Origin of the sequence: Sediminibacillus halophilus, assembly GCF_900103695.1 — a bacterium.
Taxonomy (GTDB): domain Bacteria; phylum Bacillota; class Bacilli; order Bacillales; family Amphibacillaceae; genus Sediminibacillus; species Sediminibacillus halophilus.
The window spans coordinates 916595-933581 of the sequence record NZ_FNHF01000001.1 but is presented as its reverse complement, the minus strand read 5'-3'; the positions used below and the strand labels follow the sequence as shown (position 1 = coordinate 933581).

Below are 16987 nucleotides of genomic sequence, written 5' to 3'. Positions count from 1 at the left end.
TCTACGTAGCCGATTACATGTATCTGGCATTATGCACAACGGTATCAGACTATCCTACGTCATCGAGGAATGAGGGATCAGAGCATCTGTCCACCAGATGCTTCAAGGCGTGTCGCATTTACCCAGCCCATCTCATCCGTGCATAAGGAGGCGACAACTCCGCCGATATCGTCGGGTTCTCCGACTCTTCCTAATGCTGTTTCCGAGCCAATAAATTCCCTCATTTGGTGATTATCCCTTACAGCGCCAGCCCCGAAATCTGTGGCGATTGCTCCTGGGGCGACGGTATTGACTCGAATGCCTCTTTTTCCCCATTCTTTAGCCATGTACTTCGTCAATACTTCGATTGCACCTTTCATCGCAGCATAAGCTCCGAAGCCTTCAATCACAAAACGGGTCAAGCCCGTGGAAACATTGACAACTCTTCCATTGTCAGCAATGAGAGGAAACAGCTTCTGAGACAGGAAAAAGACACCCTTGAACTGCACGTTCATCATACTGTCAAATTGTTCCTCGGTTGTTTCCGTAACAGGCACGTGTATTCCGAAACCAGCATTGTTGACCAAAATGTCGAATTGTTCCCGATCCCATTTTTCCTTAAGTACGTTGGACAGTTGGGATACAAAAGTTTCAAAGGAAGATACAACACCGGTATCCAGTTGCAGCGCTGCGGCTTTTCGGCCATTATCTTCAATTTCCTTAACGACTGCTTCCGCGTCTTTCTTGCGGCTGTGATACGTGATTATCACGTCAATTCCTTTTCGTGACAGTGCGATAGCAGAATTTTTTCCTAACCCGCGGCTGCCACCGGTTACAAGTGCAATTTTTTGAGTTGAATTCATAAATCTCTCTCCTTTTTATTTAAGAGTATTTACCACTAGGTCATAATTTGTACGTGGTCAATGTAACTATATCCCTTCGAGTTAACTCTAAGTCAAGAGGTGATTTTGAATATATTCATTTATTTTTTCTCCTTCCGTTTTTTAGTAAACTACTTGATATGGTATTCCTTGTGGTCTATGATAAGCATATTAATTCGAGTTAACTCTAAGTCAAGAGGGAAGGGATAAAAATGAACTTTTCCATTAATGAAGTTGCTAAAAAATTCGGGATATCTTCTCACACGCTCCGTTTTTATGATAAAGAGGGCTTGATGCCCTTTATTGGGAGGGACAAATCAGGAAACCGGGTGTTTACCGAAGAAGATCTCAACTGGGTGGCCATGGTTTGTTGCTTGAAGGATACAGGGATGTCGATCAAGGAAATTAAGCAATATGCTGATTGGTGCGCACAAGGTATGCAAACACTCGATGAACGGAAGGAAATGCTCGCCGAACACCGCCAACAAGTTTTAAAGCAGATTGAGGACTTGAAGAAAAACCTTGACCTTATCGACTATAAAATTGAGGTCTACGAAAATCCGGAGTGGGCCCAAAAATTGTACGGGAGTCTCGAAAAACAACAATAAGCTCTTGATGCACGAACAACTTGGTGCGTGTACAACACCTTTTGGAGTAGGGTCTGCCAGTCTAATATCGTTGGAGATGGCATTGACTAGTGGCAGTTCATTTGAGCCATGTCCACTATGCGTCATGCCGGACATCTTTGCTATTAGAAGAATTGCCTTAAGGAAAGGATTGATATTAATCGAATTACGACATTTAAAATATTTTTTAATGGTGAGTAAAGAACTCCATTTTACAAAAGCTGCAGAAAAATTAGGGATATCACAGCCAACATTAAGTCATCAAATCAAGTTACTTGAACAAGAACTAGGAGCACCACTTTTCAACCGTATTGGTAAGAAAATTGAACTTACCAAGGTAGGAGAAATTGTGCAAGCAGAAGCTTTGAATATACAAGGCTCTATACAAAATATTTCCTCACAAATTGAAGCATTTACTAAGGTGAAAATAGGAGAGTTAAAGGTTGCTGTGTTACCAGGAGAGATGACGGATTTAATCTCCACTTTATGTATCCAATTTAATCAATTGTATCCTGATATTAAAGTTTTCGTTCAAAGTACTGATCAAGTAGAGAAGGCTGTGCTCGAAAACCAGGCTGATTTTGGAATTGGTTTTCACTCCAGTCAAAATGGGTTAATGCAAGTTATAAAGTTATATAATGAGGAATTCTACTTGATAAGTAATCGTAAACATGGAAGTGAGAGCATTTCATTCTCCGCTTTATTAGACAAACCTCTTGTGCTATTTCCTAGAATACATCAATGTAGAAAAATACTTGATAAAACAAGTGACGGAATGGGGAAACAAATAGAACCTATTGTAGAAACTTCCAGTATTGAATCAATCTTAAATTTAGTTCGAAGTGGGATTGGTTGTAGTATTGTGTCACGTACATTGTTTGATTTTTATGATACAGAGGACTTGTTTTTTCAACGAATTGAAAATCCATATCTAAATAGAAATGTATACCTTACAATGAAAAAGAACGCTTTTGTCAATTTTGCAACACGCAGTTTTATTAAGTTGTTTGTACGTGAAATTGAGAAGTTGAAATTTAATATTGGGAAGGATTCAATAGCTGCTTTAAATAACCTTCTTTGATAGTTTTTAACTATGATTACGATAGAAATAATGGGATAGATAAATGATATCAACCTTTTTACAATGAAGATAGCCTCATGAAAATGAGGACTATACATTGAAAAGGGTGTATTAGATAATGGTTCGTGAAATAGCAGGTATTAAAATCCCGGATTCCAGAATGGCAAAGGACGCATCAGACATTTTGAGAGAGAATGGAAATGAATTGATATGGAATCATTCAAATCGTGTGTTTCTATTTGGTGCCATCATGGGAAAGAAGGCAAAAAAGAATTATGATTTAGAATTACTATATATCAGTGCTTTATTCCATGATTTGGGGTTAACGAAGGAGTTTAGCAGTCCGGATTTGCGATTTGAAGTAGATGGTGCAAATACGGCAAGAAGCTTTTTACAACAATATAAAGTTCCAGATGAATCGATTCGTCTTGTATGGGATGCTATAGCACTGCACACAACAATTGGTATAGCGGAACATAAAGAATCTCAGGTAGAGTTATTATACTCTGGTGTAGGGCTAGATGTTATGGGAGAGGGATTTGAACAATTTCCGGCTGACTTAAGAGAAGAAGTTGTAAAAGCTTTTCCGCGCAATCATTTCAAACAAGACATTATTCCAGCTTTTTATGAAGGTTTTAAGCACAAACCAGAAACCACTTTTGGTAACATTAAATCTGATGTCGTTCAATTTTTTAATCCAAACTATAAACAAAAAAATTTCTGTGAGTGTATCCTGCAATCAGCTTGGAAAGATTAAACATAAAGTAAACACAAGTATTCTTAGTTACTGTTTTTTGAAATTTTCTTTTATGATTGAGTTCATCAAGACTGCTGATAAGAATATTGGGCATCCAAAATTAATACTTAAAAAATAGGCGAGTGGCAAACTCGCCTATTGCACTTCACCGATGACCTCGGCTAGTTGATGCCACTTTCTTCCAATTCAGGGGTTGGAAGCTTAAGAATAAGACGGTTTAAGATGGAAAGTAGTTTGTATCTTAATAATAAATTTGAAAAAACTTTTACCTTAACAACCTAATTGATAATTATACCTATTCATAAGAAACAATACTCCTTGAGCAATGCGATAATTCTTGAAAGTGTCAAAGGCATTGATTTAAAGGCTGTGCTATTGATGAGCACTACAGGCTTGAATACGGCTGCGAATTGTTGGCCTTCAGATTGGCAGTATAATTATAAGCCCCTGAGCCGTAAACCTTGTACTCCATACAAAAGTATCCTTTGAGCAGAGTCCAAATTTAACTAATCTTGGAGGCTTCTTGGAAGGCTATACATATAATAAAAAAACTCTCTGGACATTACGTCACAAAGAGCATTTTTTAAGATAATTACGCTTGGTTATAGAGTGACCTTTATCAACCTTATTTATCTGCTGCTTCAAATGTTTTGACCACTTCATACATACCAGGGTCAAACTTAGCTAAAGTTAATATTTCTTGAAAATATGGCAGCGGTTTAGGGTCTCTTCGCATAGCATTATATTCTTCTTCACTCTTCCATTGAGCATACATTGTAACCTTGGTTCCATCTAAACTTTGATGAAGGCTAGATGAAATAAATCCTGGGGCATGCCGAACTGAGATATCTGTCGCTTTTGTTAATAACTCAACAACGCGTGCTTGATTTTCAGGATCTACGGTGAATACGTTGATCAATGTTAGTATAGGGTCATTCTTTGAAATTTGAGTCATAAAGTCTCTCCTTATAATTTTTTTCACTAACAGGAAGTCCAAGTCTGACTATTTTTTATCATCATTTTATACATTGGAGAAAAAATATTTGGACTAGCAAGTGTGAATTGTTAAAGACCAACACTCTCTGATGCCGTTATGATAGAAATTAAATGAAAATATCTCATTAAGGTGATCTAGGAAGAATCAAATAGGACCATAATCAATTTATGTCTTAATTTATGCTTTTCGTAGGTTGTGTCAATGACTCGCTTTCCTGTTTAATCGGTAAGCTTCTTTGAAGTGATAATGCAATAGTCGTTTAGCTAAATGTCTTTTGAGGTTGACTTCATAGATTTTGTCTCCTTTTATTTATGAGTATTTACCACTACATAAATTATCAGTAGTTAACAGTGAGTATACTACTTCGAGTTAACTCTAAGTCAAGAGGTAAATTTTTTTCATTGCAAGGTTTGCTAAAAAATTCGGGAGGTCTTCTCACACGCTATGTTTTTATGATAAAGAGGGCATAATGTCTTTTATTGGGATGGACAAATATGGAAAATAATGAAAAGATTAAGAAAAGACTACTAAAAAGGAGGGAGAAAAGTGGCTGATCAAGGAATAAACATTGTCATAGGAGCTGGGGATTACCACAATAATCCAGGCTGGCTACATACACAGGAAAAAGAACTGAATTTGCTGGAAGAAGAAGGGTGGCGGAAAAAATTTGCTCCCGGCTCGGTTTCTGCCATATTGGCTGAACACGTTTGGGAACATCTTACTTACGAGGAAGGGATAGCAGCAGCGGAAATATGTTACCGGTTCTTGCGTCCTGGAGGCTATGTCCGGTGTGCTGTACCTGATGCAAATTTTCAGAATGAAGTATACCAAGAAGGGGTACAAGTAGGCGGACCCGGGTCTCCGGATCATCCGGCTGCCTCCCACAAAATTGTACATGACTATAAGAGCTTATCGGAAATGTTTCAAGCAGCTGGGTTTGACGTGAAGTTGCTGGAATTTTGTGATGGGCAGGGGGACTTTCATTATAATGAATGGGAGGAAAAAGACGGTTTTATCTATCGTTCAAAACGATTTGATCATCGCAATGAAAAGGAACAGTTGGGATTTGTGTCTTTGATAGTGGATGCGATTAAGTAGAAATCCTCCTGAATGGAATGCTGATAAATGGATCTATCTATCCAGATTATTCACGATAAAAGAGAATAATGATGGGGGTATGAATGCTATCGTCTATTAGAGAATTTTTCTATGTTAAGGCTGTTGACAGCAATAAGCTGTCAGCAGCTTCTTTCTTTTATTGATGAATTAGTGGAATAGTGAGCCCGAACTATTCGACTTTAATCCAAATAAAATAGGAGTAAACAAGCAGTCGTGAATGAACGAAAGACAAAGCGCGGCAGCCGTCGTCCATTTTAAAATAATTATAGTTTTCACTTGATTTACTTCCCTTTTAGTTTATAATTAAAATTAGATAATAATTATTATAAATTGATAAAAAGAGTGAAAACGAGGGGAAGTGTTGGAAATGAGCTCGGAAGTTGTTAACGCAGGGGCAGCAAAGGAAAAAAACGCATGTACTCCTATCAGAAAATTAGAGGAAGGATTAAAATTGCATGGTGAGCTTATTGCAGCTATCATCAGTGGACTGCTGGTACTGACGGCCTGGTCGATGGAAGATAGGATAACGGCGTCATTGTTTATCTTTCTCCACCTGTCTGCTTTTTTGATCGGGGGCTTTGCAAAAGCGAAAGAAGGTATAATCGAAACCATTCAGGACAGGAAACTGAATGTCGAAATGCTGATGGTATTTGCTGCAATAGGTTCAGCGGCAATTGGTTATTGGACGGAAGGAGCCATTCTGATTTTTATCTTTGCTTTAAGCGGGGCTTTGGAGACTTATACGATGAATAAAAGTCAAAAGGAGCTTTCCGGCCTGATGGATTTGCAGCCGCAAACAGCGATGAGGCTTGTAAACGGAAAAGAAATAGCAGTAGCGGTGTCGGAATTGGAGGTGGGTGATCTTGTTTTCATTAAAGCAGGCGAAAGCGTACCGGCTGATGGACAGATAAGCAGAGGGAGCACTTCATTGGATGAGTCAGCGATAACTGGTGAAGCATTCCCAGTAGAAAAACAAAAAGGTGATAATGTATTTGCCGGTACTATCAACCTGAATGGCACCATTACTGTTGAAGTCAGCAAACTTGCCGATGAGACACTCTTCCAAAAAATCATCTATCTAGTCCAATCTGCTCAGAGTGAAAAGTCACCATCCCAGCTTTTTATAGAACGGTTTGAAGGTGTTTATGTGAAAGTAGTCTTGCTTGCTGTTCTATTGATGATGATTTTCCCTCCTTATGTAGTTGGTTGGAGCTGGCAGGAAACCATTTATCGGGCCATGGTGCTCCTGGTAGTAGCATCACCGTGTGCATTGGTTGCTTCTATCATGCCGGCGATGCTTTCATCGATTTCTAACGGGGCCCGTCGCGGAATTTTGTTCAAAGGCGGGATCCATCTGGAAAAACTGTCCCGAATGAAGGTTGTAGCCTTCGATAAGACAGGTACGCTCACAGAAGGATATCCTCATGTTACCGACGCTTATTTCCGTGATGATGATGGGAGTATTTTAGAAAATATTCGGGCAATAGAAGCGAACTCCAATCATCCTTTGGCTCAATCCATTGTAAGATACGCGGAATCACAAAAATACCTTCCCAAGTCTTTACCTGAACAAATAACGGAGGAACGTGGTCACGGAGTAAAGGCGGTACTGGGAGGATCGAGTTGGAAAATAGGCAGTGCCGAATTTGTCGGAAGAGAAGAGTCTGCCAAATTTCAGGGAGGAATTGCCGGCAAATTGGCTGCAGAGGGAAAAACAGTTGTTTTCGCTGCTGACGAGAAAGGGATTGCTGCAGTGATAGCCCTCAAAGACACGGTCAGGGCAGAAACAGCTACAGCCCTAAAATCGCTGCAACAAAATGGAATCATTACGGTGATGTTGACTGGAGATAATGAAAAAACAGCTGCAGCAATTGCTGCAGAATGTGGAATCGATGATTTTGCGGCAGCGTGTTTACCTGATGAGAAACTAAACCGTATCAAACAACTGAAAGACCAGTATGGAGCAGTCGGCATGGTCGGTGACGGCATCAATGATGCACCCGCCCTGGCCACGGCTAATGTGGGAATAGCCATGGGGGCGGGTACCGATGTGGCACTGGAAACAGCAGATATCGTTTTGATGAAAAATGATTTAAGCAAAATCGCCGACGCTGTGTCGCTTTCCAGGCGGATGAGCAGAATCATTAAACAAAATGTTTTCTTTTCTGTCGCAGTCATTCTGTTATTGATCATGACTAATTTTCTGCAGCTTCTCGATTTGCCATTAGGGGTAATCGGCCATGAAGGCAGCACGATCCTGGTTATTTTAAATGGACTGCGCCTTTTGCGCTAGCTGACAGTCTCCGATTGTCAGCTATTCCATACTTCATCGGCAATGTTTACAACATGGCGTAATTTAGCCCACTGTTCCTCTTCTGTCAGCAGGTTTCCTTCTTCTGTCGAGGCAAAACCGCATTGGGGGCTCAAGCATAACTGATCCTTGTCTACATGTTCCGCTGCTTTGTCGAGGCGTTTCTTAATAAATTCTCTGTCCTCTAAATTGCCGTGTTTGGAAGTGACCAGTCCCAAAACAATTTGCAAATCTGAACGATTGACAAAACGCAGTGGTTCGAAGCCTCCGGAACGGTCGTCATCGTATTCAAGGAACAGACCGTCTACATCCAGACCGCCGAAAATCACTTCAGAGACAGCGTCATAACCACCGGAAGCGGCCCAGGTGGACTGATAATTTCCCCGGCAAATGTGCATGGTGATAGTCAGGTCATCTGGTTTGTCGGCAATGGATTCGTTGATGCATCGGGCAAAAAAGTGGCTGAGTTCGTCCGGGTTCTGCCCGCTTGCGCGTATGCGCGAGCGTCCGTCTTCCGAGAAGAACAACGACCAAGAGGTATCATCGAGTTGTAAATAACGACAGCCGGCATCATAAAAAGCTTGGATCGCCTTTTTGTATGCAGTGGTTAAGTCAGCGAAAAACACTTCCTGGTCTTCATAAGGGGAGTATTCCAGTTTTCCGCGAAAATACAACATGTTCGGACTTGGTATCGTCATCTTGGCAGTATGGTCCCCGGCTATATTATGTAAAAATCTATAATCTTCCACCATTGGGTGCTCGCTGAAGTCAACTTTTCCTGTGATCTTTATACCGCGTGCCTTCGTTTTTTTACCATGGAACTGAATTCCGCTTTCCGGTACGTAAGCTTCTACGCCCTCTAGTTGTTCAAGAAAGTCAAAGTGCCACCAGGAACGGCGGAATTCACCATCTGTCACAGCCTGAAGGCCAGCCTGTTTTTGTTTTTCTACTACCCGGATAATCTCCTCGTCTTCCACGGTTCGAAGTTGTTCTGCTGTTATTTCCCCTTTTTGCTGTTGCAATCGTGCATGTTTAAGCCTTTCCGGACGCAGCAGGCTGCCGACATGATCTCCTTTAAACGGAGGGTTAAGAAGCACGTTTACAGGTTGGTCAAACTGATTTTTTTTCATGAGATTCTCCCTTTCATTAATGAGTAAAATAGTTTCCTTCTGTCTTTTTGATTAAGAAAACAAAAAAGAGACTTCTAAGAAGAAGGCTCTTTCAATCCACGTTCTTCTTATCTGCTAGACAAAAATGTCTACTGGATTTAGCACCATACCTGATTGGCTGGTTGCTGAGGCGTCTTCGGGCCAGTCCCTTAACCTCTCTTGATAAGCGCTTATTCAGTTTCAATGATTGTCATTAACCTTACACTAAATGAAAAAGAAAAACAATAGGAATTTTCAATTTTTTTAGATCGAGAAAATGACTGCGCTTCCAATTTGTTTCCGATATAATGAGTACAAAGATAGATAAAAAGATTTGTAAGAGGGGATGGAATGAAAAAGAGAATAGCTTGGATTACTGGCAGTATTGTCTTTCTGATTGTTGCAGTTCTTCTCGGAGCAAGTGATTATTTTTACAACCAGGGAGTGAAGCGCGGGGAGAAAGTTGAACTTTACAGTGAAGAACCTGTGGAGTTACCGAACAGCGAAACGGATCGAAAATTACTTGTTGAAGCGCAAGAATGGTTCGCCACGCAGAAACTGGATAAACTGGAGATGACATCATACGATGGGTTGAAACTGCGGGCGCATTTTTTAGAGCATCCCCAAGCTTCTGGAAAAGCGGTTATCCTGGCACATGGTTACCGTGGATTTGGGGAACAAATGGGGGATCTTGCTAAATTCTACTATGAACATGGATTTTCGATCCTTATGCCGGATGCCCGGGGGCATGGGGATAGCGAAGGAGATTATATAGGATATGGCTGGCACGATCGTCTGGACTACCAAAATTGGATCCAACGACTAATCGATGACTATCAAATGGACAGCATCTTTTTACATGGGAACTCGATGGGAGCAGCATTAGTATTGATGATCAGCGGGGAGGATTTGCCTTCTCAAGTAAAAGGAATCATTGCGGATAGTGGATATACGGATGTCAGCGAAGAATTGTCTCATCAACTTCGACATTTGTATCATCTACCTGCTTTTCCCTTGATATCCATCACCAGTGGTATGACTAAACTTCGTGCTGGTTACTGGTTTGGCGAGGCTTCAGCCATTAAGCAGGTCAAAAACAATACCCGGCCATTATTTATTATTCATGGAGACCAGGATGAACTCGTCCCCACCGAAATGGCACATCGATTGTACGAGGCAGCTAACAGTGAAAAACAGTTATGGATTGTTCCGGGAGCGGGGCATACGGATGCTTACGCTGCTGCCACCGCTGAATTTCAAAAACGATTGGAAGCATTTATCGAATCGGCTCTTGGCTTTTGAAAATGAAAGAATTTTCCTCTTTAGCGAAAGCCATCGTAGAAAGGGTTGTAAGCGTTTTTGGCAAGGAGAAACGTTTAGCCAGGATAAAATTATATTTGAAACAAAACCGTCCAGGTAGTATAGTAAAGGGCATAAAATCTGATAATCAAGAGGAGATTTTCATGGGCAGACATTCTAGAAAAGTAGAAATACTTACTGCTGCATCTAAAATCGTTAGTGAACGTGGGATATTTAATCTGACCTTGGAAGCTGTTGCGGAGGAAGCTGGTATCAGTAAAGGAGGATTATTGTACCATTTTCCTTCCAAGGAAGCCCTGGTAGAAGGAATGGTAGAACACTTAACCAATAACTATCGGGAAAAGATCGCCAACAATGCAGAGATGGATCCAGAAGAAAAAGGGCAGTGGGTGCGTGCCTATGTAAACGTCACGTTTAATCAAGTGTATCAAAATAAAGACATGAATGCCGGATTGCTGGCAGCAAAGGCGGTCAATGAAAAACTGCTTGATCCCATTCGGGAACTTTATGCTGAATGGCAGCAGGAAATAGAAGAGGATGGGATTGATCCTGTAAAGGCAACCATTATCCGTCTTGCTTCAGACGGCATCTGGCTGGCGGAGTTATTTGATATTTATCATATCGAGCCGGAGAAAAAGGAAGAAGTTTATAAAACTTTATTAGAGTGGGCCAACGAATAGGGCTGTTTCCTTTTTATAGACAGCATTTTTTCTCACCCTTTAACTGGACGGATAGTAATGATTGTCTTATACGGCTCAGGTCGCGAAATGTCGATATATCAGCGGCTCTTCAGCAAAAACGCCTGTTATTAAGTGATAGCAGTATCTTGTGCCAAAAGATGAAACGGAAAAAAGACGATAGAACCACTTGGAGGCAGGTCCAAAGACCTAGTGGCGAAACAAAACCGAGCGAATTCGCTCGGTTTTTATGTATTCAATAATCTGCAAATTAACTTAGCAGATAGAAAAACCTTCTCTTAGATAATTATCCCCTCTGGCAAGCTCACTATCTTGCTGCCATGGTTGGAAACGGCACTAAACCAATAGAATGAAAGGAAGTCGATTAAAGAAAAATCCAATCTTGTTATGTCCCAGACTCGTTTTATCGACGCTCCTCCTTTCTTTAACCTTTTTTTCTTGTGCATCCTTCAACAAAACCAAACAAATTTCAAAAAGTTTTATCCCACCTCTCAACCCACTCATGACAAGGTATTGGGCAGTTCTTCTTCAATTTTGAAAGATAATGTAACCCCTTACACACAGGTGGCCGGTTTGAAACATAACCGTCTGGATGGTATAGTTTAAAACGTGTTTTCAAACCGTCCGGACAGTACAGTAAAAATTCAAAATCTACTTACGAAATAAATAGGGAGGAATCCTTCATGAATAAAGTTCTTTTGACCGCAGCCGTTACAGGCGCAGGAGATACGACGAAAAAAAGCAAGCATGTACCTGTTGCCCCGAAAGAAATTGCAGAAGCAGCCATTGCTTCCGCGAAAGCCGGAGCTACTGTGGCACATGTACATGCCCGTGATCCGGAGACAGGAGGGATCAGTCATCATATTGATCATTACCGAGAGATTGTAGACCGTATCCGTGAATCGGAAACAGATGTGATCATCAACATTACTTCAGGTGGGGGCGGGGACTTCATCCCCAGTCTTGACACACCGGCAGCCGGTGGGAATGGAACCGATATGCAGACACCGGCAGAGAGACATGAACCGGTAGGAGAGCTGCTTCCTGAAATGTGTACGTTGGACTGTGGCAGTACAAATTTTGGCAACATGATTTATCTTAGCCCAACAGACTGGCTACGCGAACAGGCAAAGCTTGTCCAGGCAAGTGGAGTGAAACCGGAGTTGGAATGCTTTGACACCGGCCATCTTCGATTTGCTAAACAGCTTATCAATGAAGGACTGATAGACGGCGATCCAATGTTTCAATTCTGCCTGGGTATTCCTTGGGGAGCAGAAGCGGATGTCGAAACCATGACATATATGAAAAATCGATTGCCTGAAAATGCTTATTGGTCCGCATTTGGCATTGGCAGAATGCAATTGCCAATAGCTGCTCAAGCAGCGATGCTAGGTGGTAATGTCCGCGTGGGCTTGGAAGACAACCTGTATTTGAGCAAAGGCGTTTTTGCACGAAATGACCAGCTTGTCGAAAAGGCAGTCACCATGCTGCACGGAAACGGCATGGAAGTGATGACACCGCAGGAAGCCCGTGAAAATTACGGATTGAGAAACCCGAACGGGGGAATTAAATCATGAATCAAACAACACAATCAACGAAGACATTTGCAGTCATCGGTACCGGGGTTATCGGCAACGGGTGGATCGCACGCTTCTTGGCTAATGGCCATGATGTGGTAGCCTTTGATCCCGCCGAAGGAGCAGAAGAAAAAACACGCCGTGCAGTGGAATTGGCATGGCCGTCTCTGGAGGAAATCGGATTGGCTGAAGGGGCAACCATTGACCGCTTGCGCTTTGTTCCTACCATTGAAGAAGCAGTTGCACAAGCTGACCTGATACAAGAAAACGTTCCAGAACGGGAGGAACTGAAAAAAAGCGTGCTGGCAAGCATCGATCAGCATTCCAAGCCAAACGCGATTATCGGATCCAGTACTTCCGGCATTATGCCTTCGACCTTGCAGGAAGGCTTGCTGCACCCGGAACGTCTTGTTGTGGCCCATCCATTCAACCCAGTCTATATTTTGCCGTTAGTGGAATTGGTCGGCGGAAAAGCTACCAGTCAGGAAACAATCAATGCAGCAAAAGAAGTTTATGCTGCTATCCAAATGAAGCCGCTGGTCATCCGGAAAGAAATCGAGGGTCATTTAGCTGACCGCTTAATGGAAGCTCTATGGCGTGAGGCGCTTCATATGGTGAATGACGGAGTAGCGACAACTGAGGAAGTGGATGCCGCCATTATATATGGAGCAGGTCTGCGCTGGGCACAAATGGGTCCATTCCTGACATTCCATTTGGCTGGCGGTGAACAAGGAATGCGTCATATGCTCCAGCAATTTGGGCCAGCTTTGAAGCAGCCGTGGACCAAACTGGTCGCACCTGAATTGACCGATGAGTTGAAAGAAAGAGTCATTGAAGGGTGTGAATCCCATGCTGGTGATGCCTCTATTGCCGAATTGGAAAGCAAACGGAATGAATTTCTCGTCAGAGTCCTGGATTTAGTGGAGGATTACTGGCCGGAAACAAAAAGCATCGCTAAAAGAGGTGAGTAAAGATGACCAACAAACCGTTTCATTATCAAAATCTGGTCCATGATGAATGGGTGGATTACAACGGCCATATGAACGATGCTGCCTATGCGAAGGCATTCAGTCAGGCTGTTGATGCATTTATTGATGATATTGGATTGGATGAGGAAACACGTAAAAGTTGGGGATATACGATTTTTACCCTTGAGTCGCATATTTGTTATTTGCAGGAAGCACATCGCGGCCAGGAACTAAGACTGGACATTCAATTGCTTGATGAGGATGCAAAACGTTTGCATGTATTTTTCACCATGAAAAACACGGAAGGTGATTTGCTGGCAACGAGCGAGCAAATGCTGATGGGGATCAATAGCGAGCAAGGCAGACCTGCTCCATTCCCGGATCCAGTCGCTGCTGCCATCAGGCAGCTGCGGGAAGCTCAGCAACAATTATCAATACCGAAACAAGCGGGCAGGCGCATCGGCATCAAACGCTAGTCCACCCTGCCCGGTGGTTTCAGGAGAGGAGAATGCTTGTGAATAAGATTGAAGTAAATAATCTGACCAAGATTTTTGGCTCCCATCCCCAGCAGGGGCTGAAACGTTTGAAAAACGGGGAACAAAAAAGCGGAATCTTAGAAAAAACCGGCATGACTGTCGGTGTGAATCAGGCGACATTCGCTGTCGAACCAGGTGAATTTTTCGTCATCATGGGGTTGTCCGGAAGCGGGAAATCGACACTCATCCGTTTGATCAATCGTTTGATCGAACCGACAGATGGAGAAGTTCGGATCGACGGAAAAGATATCACACAAATGGATACAACCAGTTTAATAGAAACACGACGCAAAAAACTCGGCATGGTCTTTCAAAAATTTGGTTTATTGCCACACAGGACGGTCTTGAACAACGTGGCTTATGGACTGGAAATTCAAGGAGTCGAGAAACAGGAACGATACCAGAAAGCAGAGAAAGCAATCGAAGATGTAGGATTGAAAGGCTATGAAGCTAGCTATCCGAACCAACTGAGTGGTGGAATGCAGCAACGTGTAGGGCTTGCGAGAGCATTAGCCAATGACACAGACATTCTCTTAATGGACGAGGCATTCAGTGCACTGGACCCGATCATCCGAAAAGAAATGCAGGATGAAATTCTTCATCTGCAAAACAAGCTCGGAAAAACCGTCTTGTTTATTACGCATGACTTGGATGAAGCATTAAAACTTGGAGACAGAATAGCCATCATGAAAGACGGGCGGATTGTCCAAGTCGGTACCTCTGAAGAAATTTTAGAAAACCCCGCAAATGAATATGTCTCCAATTTTGTGAAGGATGTAGACCGATCCAAGGTCCTGGAAGCTTCTCATGTCATGAAAAAGCCGGAAGTGCTGATGACATATAAGGACGGTCCCCGTGTAGCCGTCCGGAAAATGGAAGAAGCCGGAGCGTCGAGTATTTTTGTCGTAGACAAAGAGAAGAATTTCAAAGGGTTATTGACCATTGACGACGCCATCCGAGCATATAAAGAAAAAATTGATCTGGAAGAAGTGCTGATTACCGATATCGCTTCTGCTGCACCGCATACGCCACTACATGACTTGATCGGAATTGCTGTCGATGCCAAGTACCCGATCACGGTTATCGAGGCCGGGCGGCTGTTGGGCATCATTTCCCGCGTATCGATCCTGTCAGGTCTGGTACTTGGAAAAGAGAAAGATGAGGTGACTTCATTATGAACTATTTCCATTTCCCATTGGAAGACTGGACAAATTCCTTTGTGAATAATTGGTTGCTGCCGGTTATGGGAGGATTTTTCAATTCAATCAGTGAAGTTTTGGGGGCTTTTATCGAAGCGGTCACCAATCTTTTGATTGTCGTTCCACCAGAAGTGATCGCCCTCATCCTGATTGTGTTGTCCTGGCGAATCGCCGGTAAAGGAATGGCATTGTTCACCTTAATTGGATGCGTCTATTTAGGCTCGGTAGAATTATGGCCAGCTGCGATGCAAACGGTGGCCATTGTGCTGGTTTCGACGTTGTTGTCGGTGCTTATCGGTGTTCCTGTCGGAATATTGACGGCTACCAGTTCCGTAGTAGACAAAATTGTTCGTCCGATTTTGGACTTTATGCAGACGTTGCCTAGTTTCGTTTATTTAATCCCGGCAATTCTGCTATTTGGACTCGGCGGTGTTCCGGCTGTTATTTCTACCTTTATTTTTGCTACGCCTCCGGCTGTCCGCATGACCAGCCTGGGTATCAAGCAAGTACCGGAAGATGTGGTGGAGGCATCCAGGGCATTCGGTACAACAAAATGGCAGCTTCTGTTTAAAGTTCAACTTCCGTTGGCGTTGTCGACAATCATGGCAGGTGTCAATCAAACCATCATGCTTGCACTATCGATGGCTGTCATTGCTTCGATGATCGGAGCTCCTGGCTTAGGGTCGACCGTCCTTTCTGGTATTTCAACGGTAAACGTTGGACTCGGTTTAACCGGTGGACTTGGAATTGTTGTTTTAGCCATCATATTGGACCGCATCACCCAAGGATTAGGAAAAAGGTTTTAATGAATCCATAAGCCCGTTTATGCACGGCTGGATTTCAACTATAAAAAAACAGGGGAGAGAAAATTAGTATGAAAAAATTTTTAATCGGTCTCATGGCCGCGCTATTTGTAGTTTTGACGGCCGGATGTTCTTCTGACAATCAATCAGAAGGAAGCGGAGAAGAAGCAAGTGAGAGTAAAGATCAAACCATCACATTCGGTGTCACACCTTGGACAAGCACTGTGCCTCCGACTGAAATTGCCAGCTTGGTTCTGGAGGATATGGGCTATACGGTAGAACACACGGATGCTGATGTAGGCAGTGTTTTCATGGGACTTTCCCGCGGGGACATCGATGTATTCATGGACTCTTGGTTTCCAATGCACAAAGTTCATCTGGACAAATTTTCCGATTCTGTCGAAGATACTGCAGTAAGTTATCCTGAAGCCGATACTGGCTGGGTAGTTCCAAAATATATGGAAGATATCAATAGCATAGAAGATTTAAAAGGAAAAGAAGATCTTTTTGACAATAAAATGTACGGCATTGAAGAAGGGGCAAGCGCAACGAAAGAATCAAAAGAAATGATCGAAGAGTACGGTCTTGATATCGAGCACGTCGCTTCTTCTGAAGGTGGTATGCTAGCTCAGGCTCAACGCTTGATGAGTCAGGAAGAACCGGTCATTTTCTTTGGCTGGCGCCCGCACACCATGTTTAATAAATATGATATAAAAGTATTAAAGAATGACAAAGGCTTCTTTGAAACGTCTTCTGTCCATGTGGTAACAAATAAAGATTTGAAGGAAAACGCCCCAGAAGCATATGAATTCCTGAGCAACTGGAGTATTTCCATTGATGATGTCGAAGAAATGATTGTGAAAATCGAAGAAGAAGACCAGGATCCAAAAGAGGTAGCGCGTGAGTGGATCGAAAACAACCAGGATAAGATAAATGAAATGACTGGTAAATAACAGTGGAAAAGGGGTCTGTTTGCGGCTGATGCAG

Annotated in this window: 16 protein-coding genes and 1 riboswitch; of the genes, 13 read left to right on the top strand and 3 right to left on the bottom strand. The window is 42.5% G+C overall.

Features of this window, described 5'->3' with window-relative positions; all coding sequences use genetic code 11:
* Positions 1-77 precede the first annotated feature (77 nt).
* Positions 78-842, bottom strand: a complete 765-nt coding sequence (locus BLR82_RS04735; protein ID WP_074597817.1) for an SDR family oxidoreductase — start codon at positions 840-842, stop codon at positions 78-80.
* A 230-nt stretch (positions 843-1072) separates the two neighbouring features.
* Between BLR82_RS04735 and BLR82_RS04730 the strand changes: the two genes are divergently transcribed.
* The 3 genes from BLR82_RS04730 (at position 1073) to BLR82_RS04720 (ending at position 3324) form a co-directional block, all read left to right on the top strand.
* Positions 1073-1468: a MerR family transcriptional regulator gene (locus BLR82_RS04730; RefSeq protein ID WP_074597816.1), complete on the top strand. Its 396-nt coding sequence runs from the start codon at positions 1073-1075 to the stop codon at positions 1466-1468.
* Positions 1469-1475: 7 nt separating this feature from the next.
* On the top strand, positions 1476-2567 hold the full coding sequence (locus BLR82_RS04725) for a LysR family transcriptional regulator (RefSeq protein WP_245693642.1): 1092 nt from the start codon (positions 1476-1478) through the stop codon (positions 2565-2567).
* A gap of 118 nt (positions 2568-2685) precedes the next feature.
* Positions 2686-3324, top strand: coding sequence for an HD domain-containing protein (locus tag BLR82_RS04720; protein WP_074597815.1), 639 nt, complete (start codon positions 2686-2688; stop codon positions 3322-3324).
* A gap of 625 nt (positions 3325-3949) precedes the next feature.
* On the opposite strand, the gene BLR82_RS04715 is transcribed toward BLR82_RS04720, so the two are convergent.
* Positions 3950-4279 carry an antibiotic biosynthesis monooxygenase family protein gene (locus BLR82_RS04715; protein ID WP_175486753.1) on the bottom strand — a complete coding sequence of 110 codons (330 nt, stop codon included), beginning with the start codon at positions 4277-4279 and terminating at the stop codon, positions 3950-3952.
* A 588-nt stretch (positions 4280-4867) separates the two neighbouring features.
* Here BLR82_RS04715 and BLR82_RS04710 point away from each other — a divergent pair.
* Both BLR82_RS04710 and BLR82_RS04705 read left to right on the top strand, forming a co-directional pair.
* Complete coding sequence (locus BLR82_RS04710) at positions 4868-5419, top strand: class I SAM-dependent methyltransferase (protein ID WP_245693641.1); 552 nt, start codon at positions 4868-4870, stop codon at positions 5417-5419.
* A 388-nt stretch (positions 5420-5807) separates the two neighbouring features.
* Entirely contained in the window at positions 5808-7733 is a 1926-nt protein-coding gene (locus BLR82_RS04705; RefSeq protein WP_074597814.1) for a heavy metal translocating P-type ATPase, read from the top strand.
* Positions 7734-7750: 17 nt separating this feature from the next.
* Here the strand turns inward: BLR82_RS04705 and BLR82_RS04700 are convergent, their stop codons facing one another.
* Positions 7751-8881 (bottom strand): 5-methyltetrahydropteroyltriglutamate--homocysteine S-methyltransferase, encoded by a 1131-nt coding sequence (locus tag BLR82_RS04700; RefSeq protein WP_074597813.1) that lies wholly within the window; start codon positions 8879-8881, stop codon positions 7751-7753.
* Between the two features lie 104 nt (positions 8882-8985).
* A riboswitch (SAM riboswitch) is annotated at positions 8986-9089 on the bottom strand.
* Between the two features lie 161 nt (positions 9090-9250).
* Here BLR82_RS04700 and BLR82_RS04695 point away from each other — a divergent pair.
* The 8 genes from BLR82_RS04695 to BLR82_RS04660 all read left to right on the top strand — a co-directional run bounded on the left by BLR82_RS04695 (position 9251) and on the right by BLR82_RS04660 (position 16953).
* Entirely contained in the window at positions 9251-10201 is a 951-nt protein-coding gene (locus BLR82_RS04695) for an alpha/beta hydrolase (protein WP_074597812.1), read from the top strand.
* Between the two features lie 161 nt (positions 10202-10362).
* On the top strand, positions 10363-10899 hold the full coding sequence (locus BLR82_RS04690) for a TetR/AcrR family transcriptional regulator (RefSeq protein WP_074598274.1): 537 nt from the start codon (positions 10363-10365) through the stop codon (positions 10897-10899).
* A gap of 701 nt (positions 10900-11600) precedes the next feature.
* Entirely contained in the window at positions 11601-12494 is an 894-nt protein-coding gene (locus BLR82_RS04685) for a beta-keto acid cleavage family enzyme (protein ID WP_074597811.1), read from the top strand.
* A complete protein-coding gene (locus tag BLR82_RS04680; RefSeq protein WP_074597810.1) occupies positions 12491-13465 on the top strand; it encodes an L-carnitine dehydrogenase in 975 nt (324 codons plus the stop codon). Before BLR82_RS04685 ends, BLR82_RS04680 begins: the two co-directional genes overlap by 4 nt.
* A 2-nt stretch (positions 13466-13467) precedes the next feature.
* Positions 13468-13938 (top strand): thioesterase family protein, encoded by a 471-nt coding sequence (locus tag BLR82_RS04675; RefSeq protein ID WP_074597809.1) that lies wholly within the window; start codon positions 13468-13470, stop codon positions 13936-13938.
* Between the two features lie 38 nt (positions 13939-13976).
* Positions 13977-15176 carry a quaternary amine ABC transporter ATP-binding protein gene (locus BLR82_RS04670; protein WP_074598273.1) on the top strand — a complete coding sequence of 400 codons (1200 nt, stop codon included), beginning with the start codon at positions 13977-13979 and terminating at the stop codon, positions 15174-15176.
* Positions 15173-16003: an ABC transporter permease gene (locus BLR82_RS04665; protein ID WP_074597808.1), complete on the top strand. Its 831-nt coding sequence runs from the start codon at positions 15173-15175 to the stop codon at positions 16001-16003. Before BLR82_RS04670 ends, BLR82_RS04665 begins: the two co-directional genes overlap by 4 nt.
* Before the next feature lie 68 nt (positions 16004-16071).
* The gene (locus BLR82_RS04660; protein WP_074597807.1) at positions 16072-16953 is read left to right on the top strand and encodes a glycine betaine ABC transporter substrate-binding protein; all 882 of its coding nucleotides are present in this window, start codon (positions 16072-16074) and stop codon (positions 16951-16953) included.
* The last annotated feature ends 34 nt before the right edge of the window (positions 16954-16987 follow it).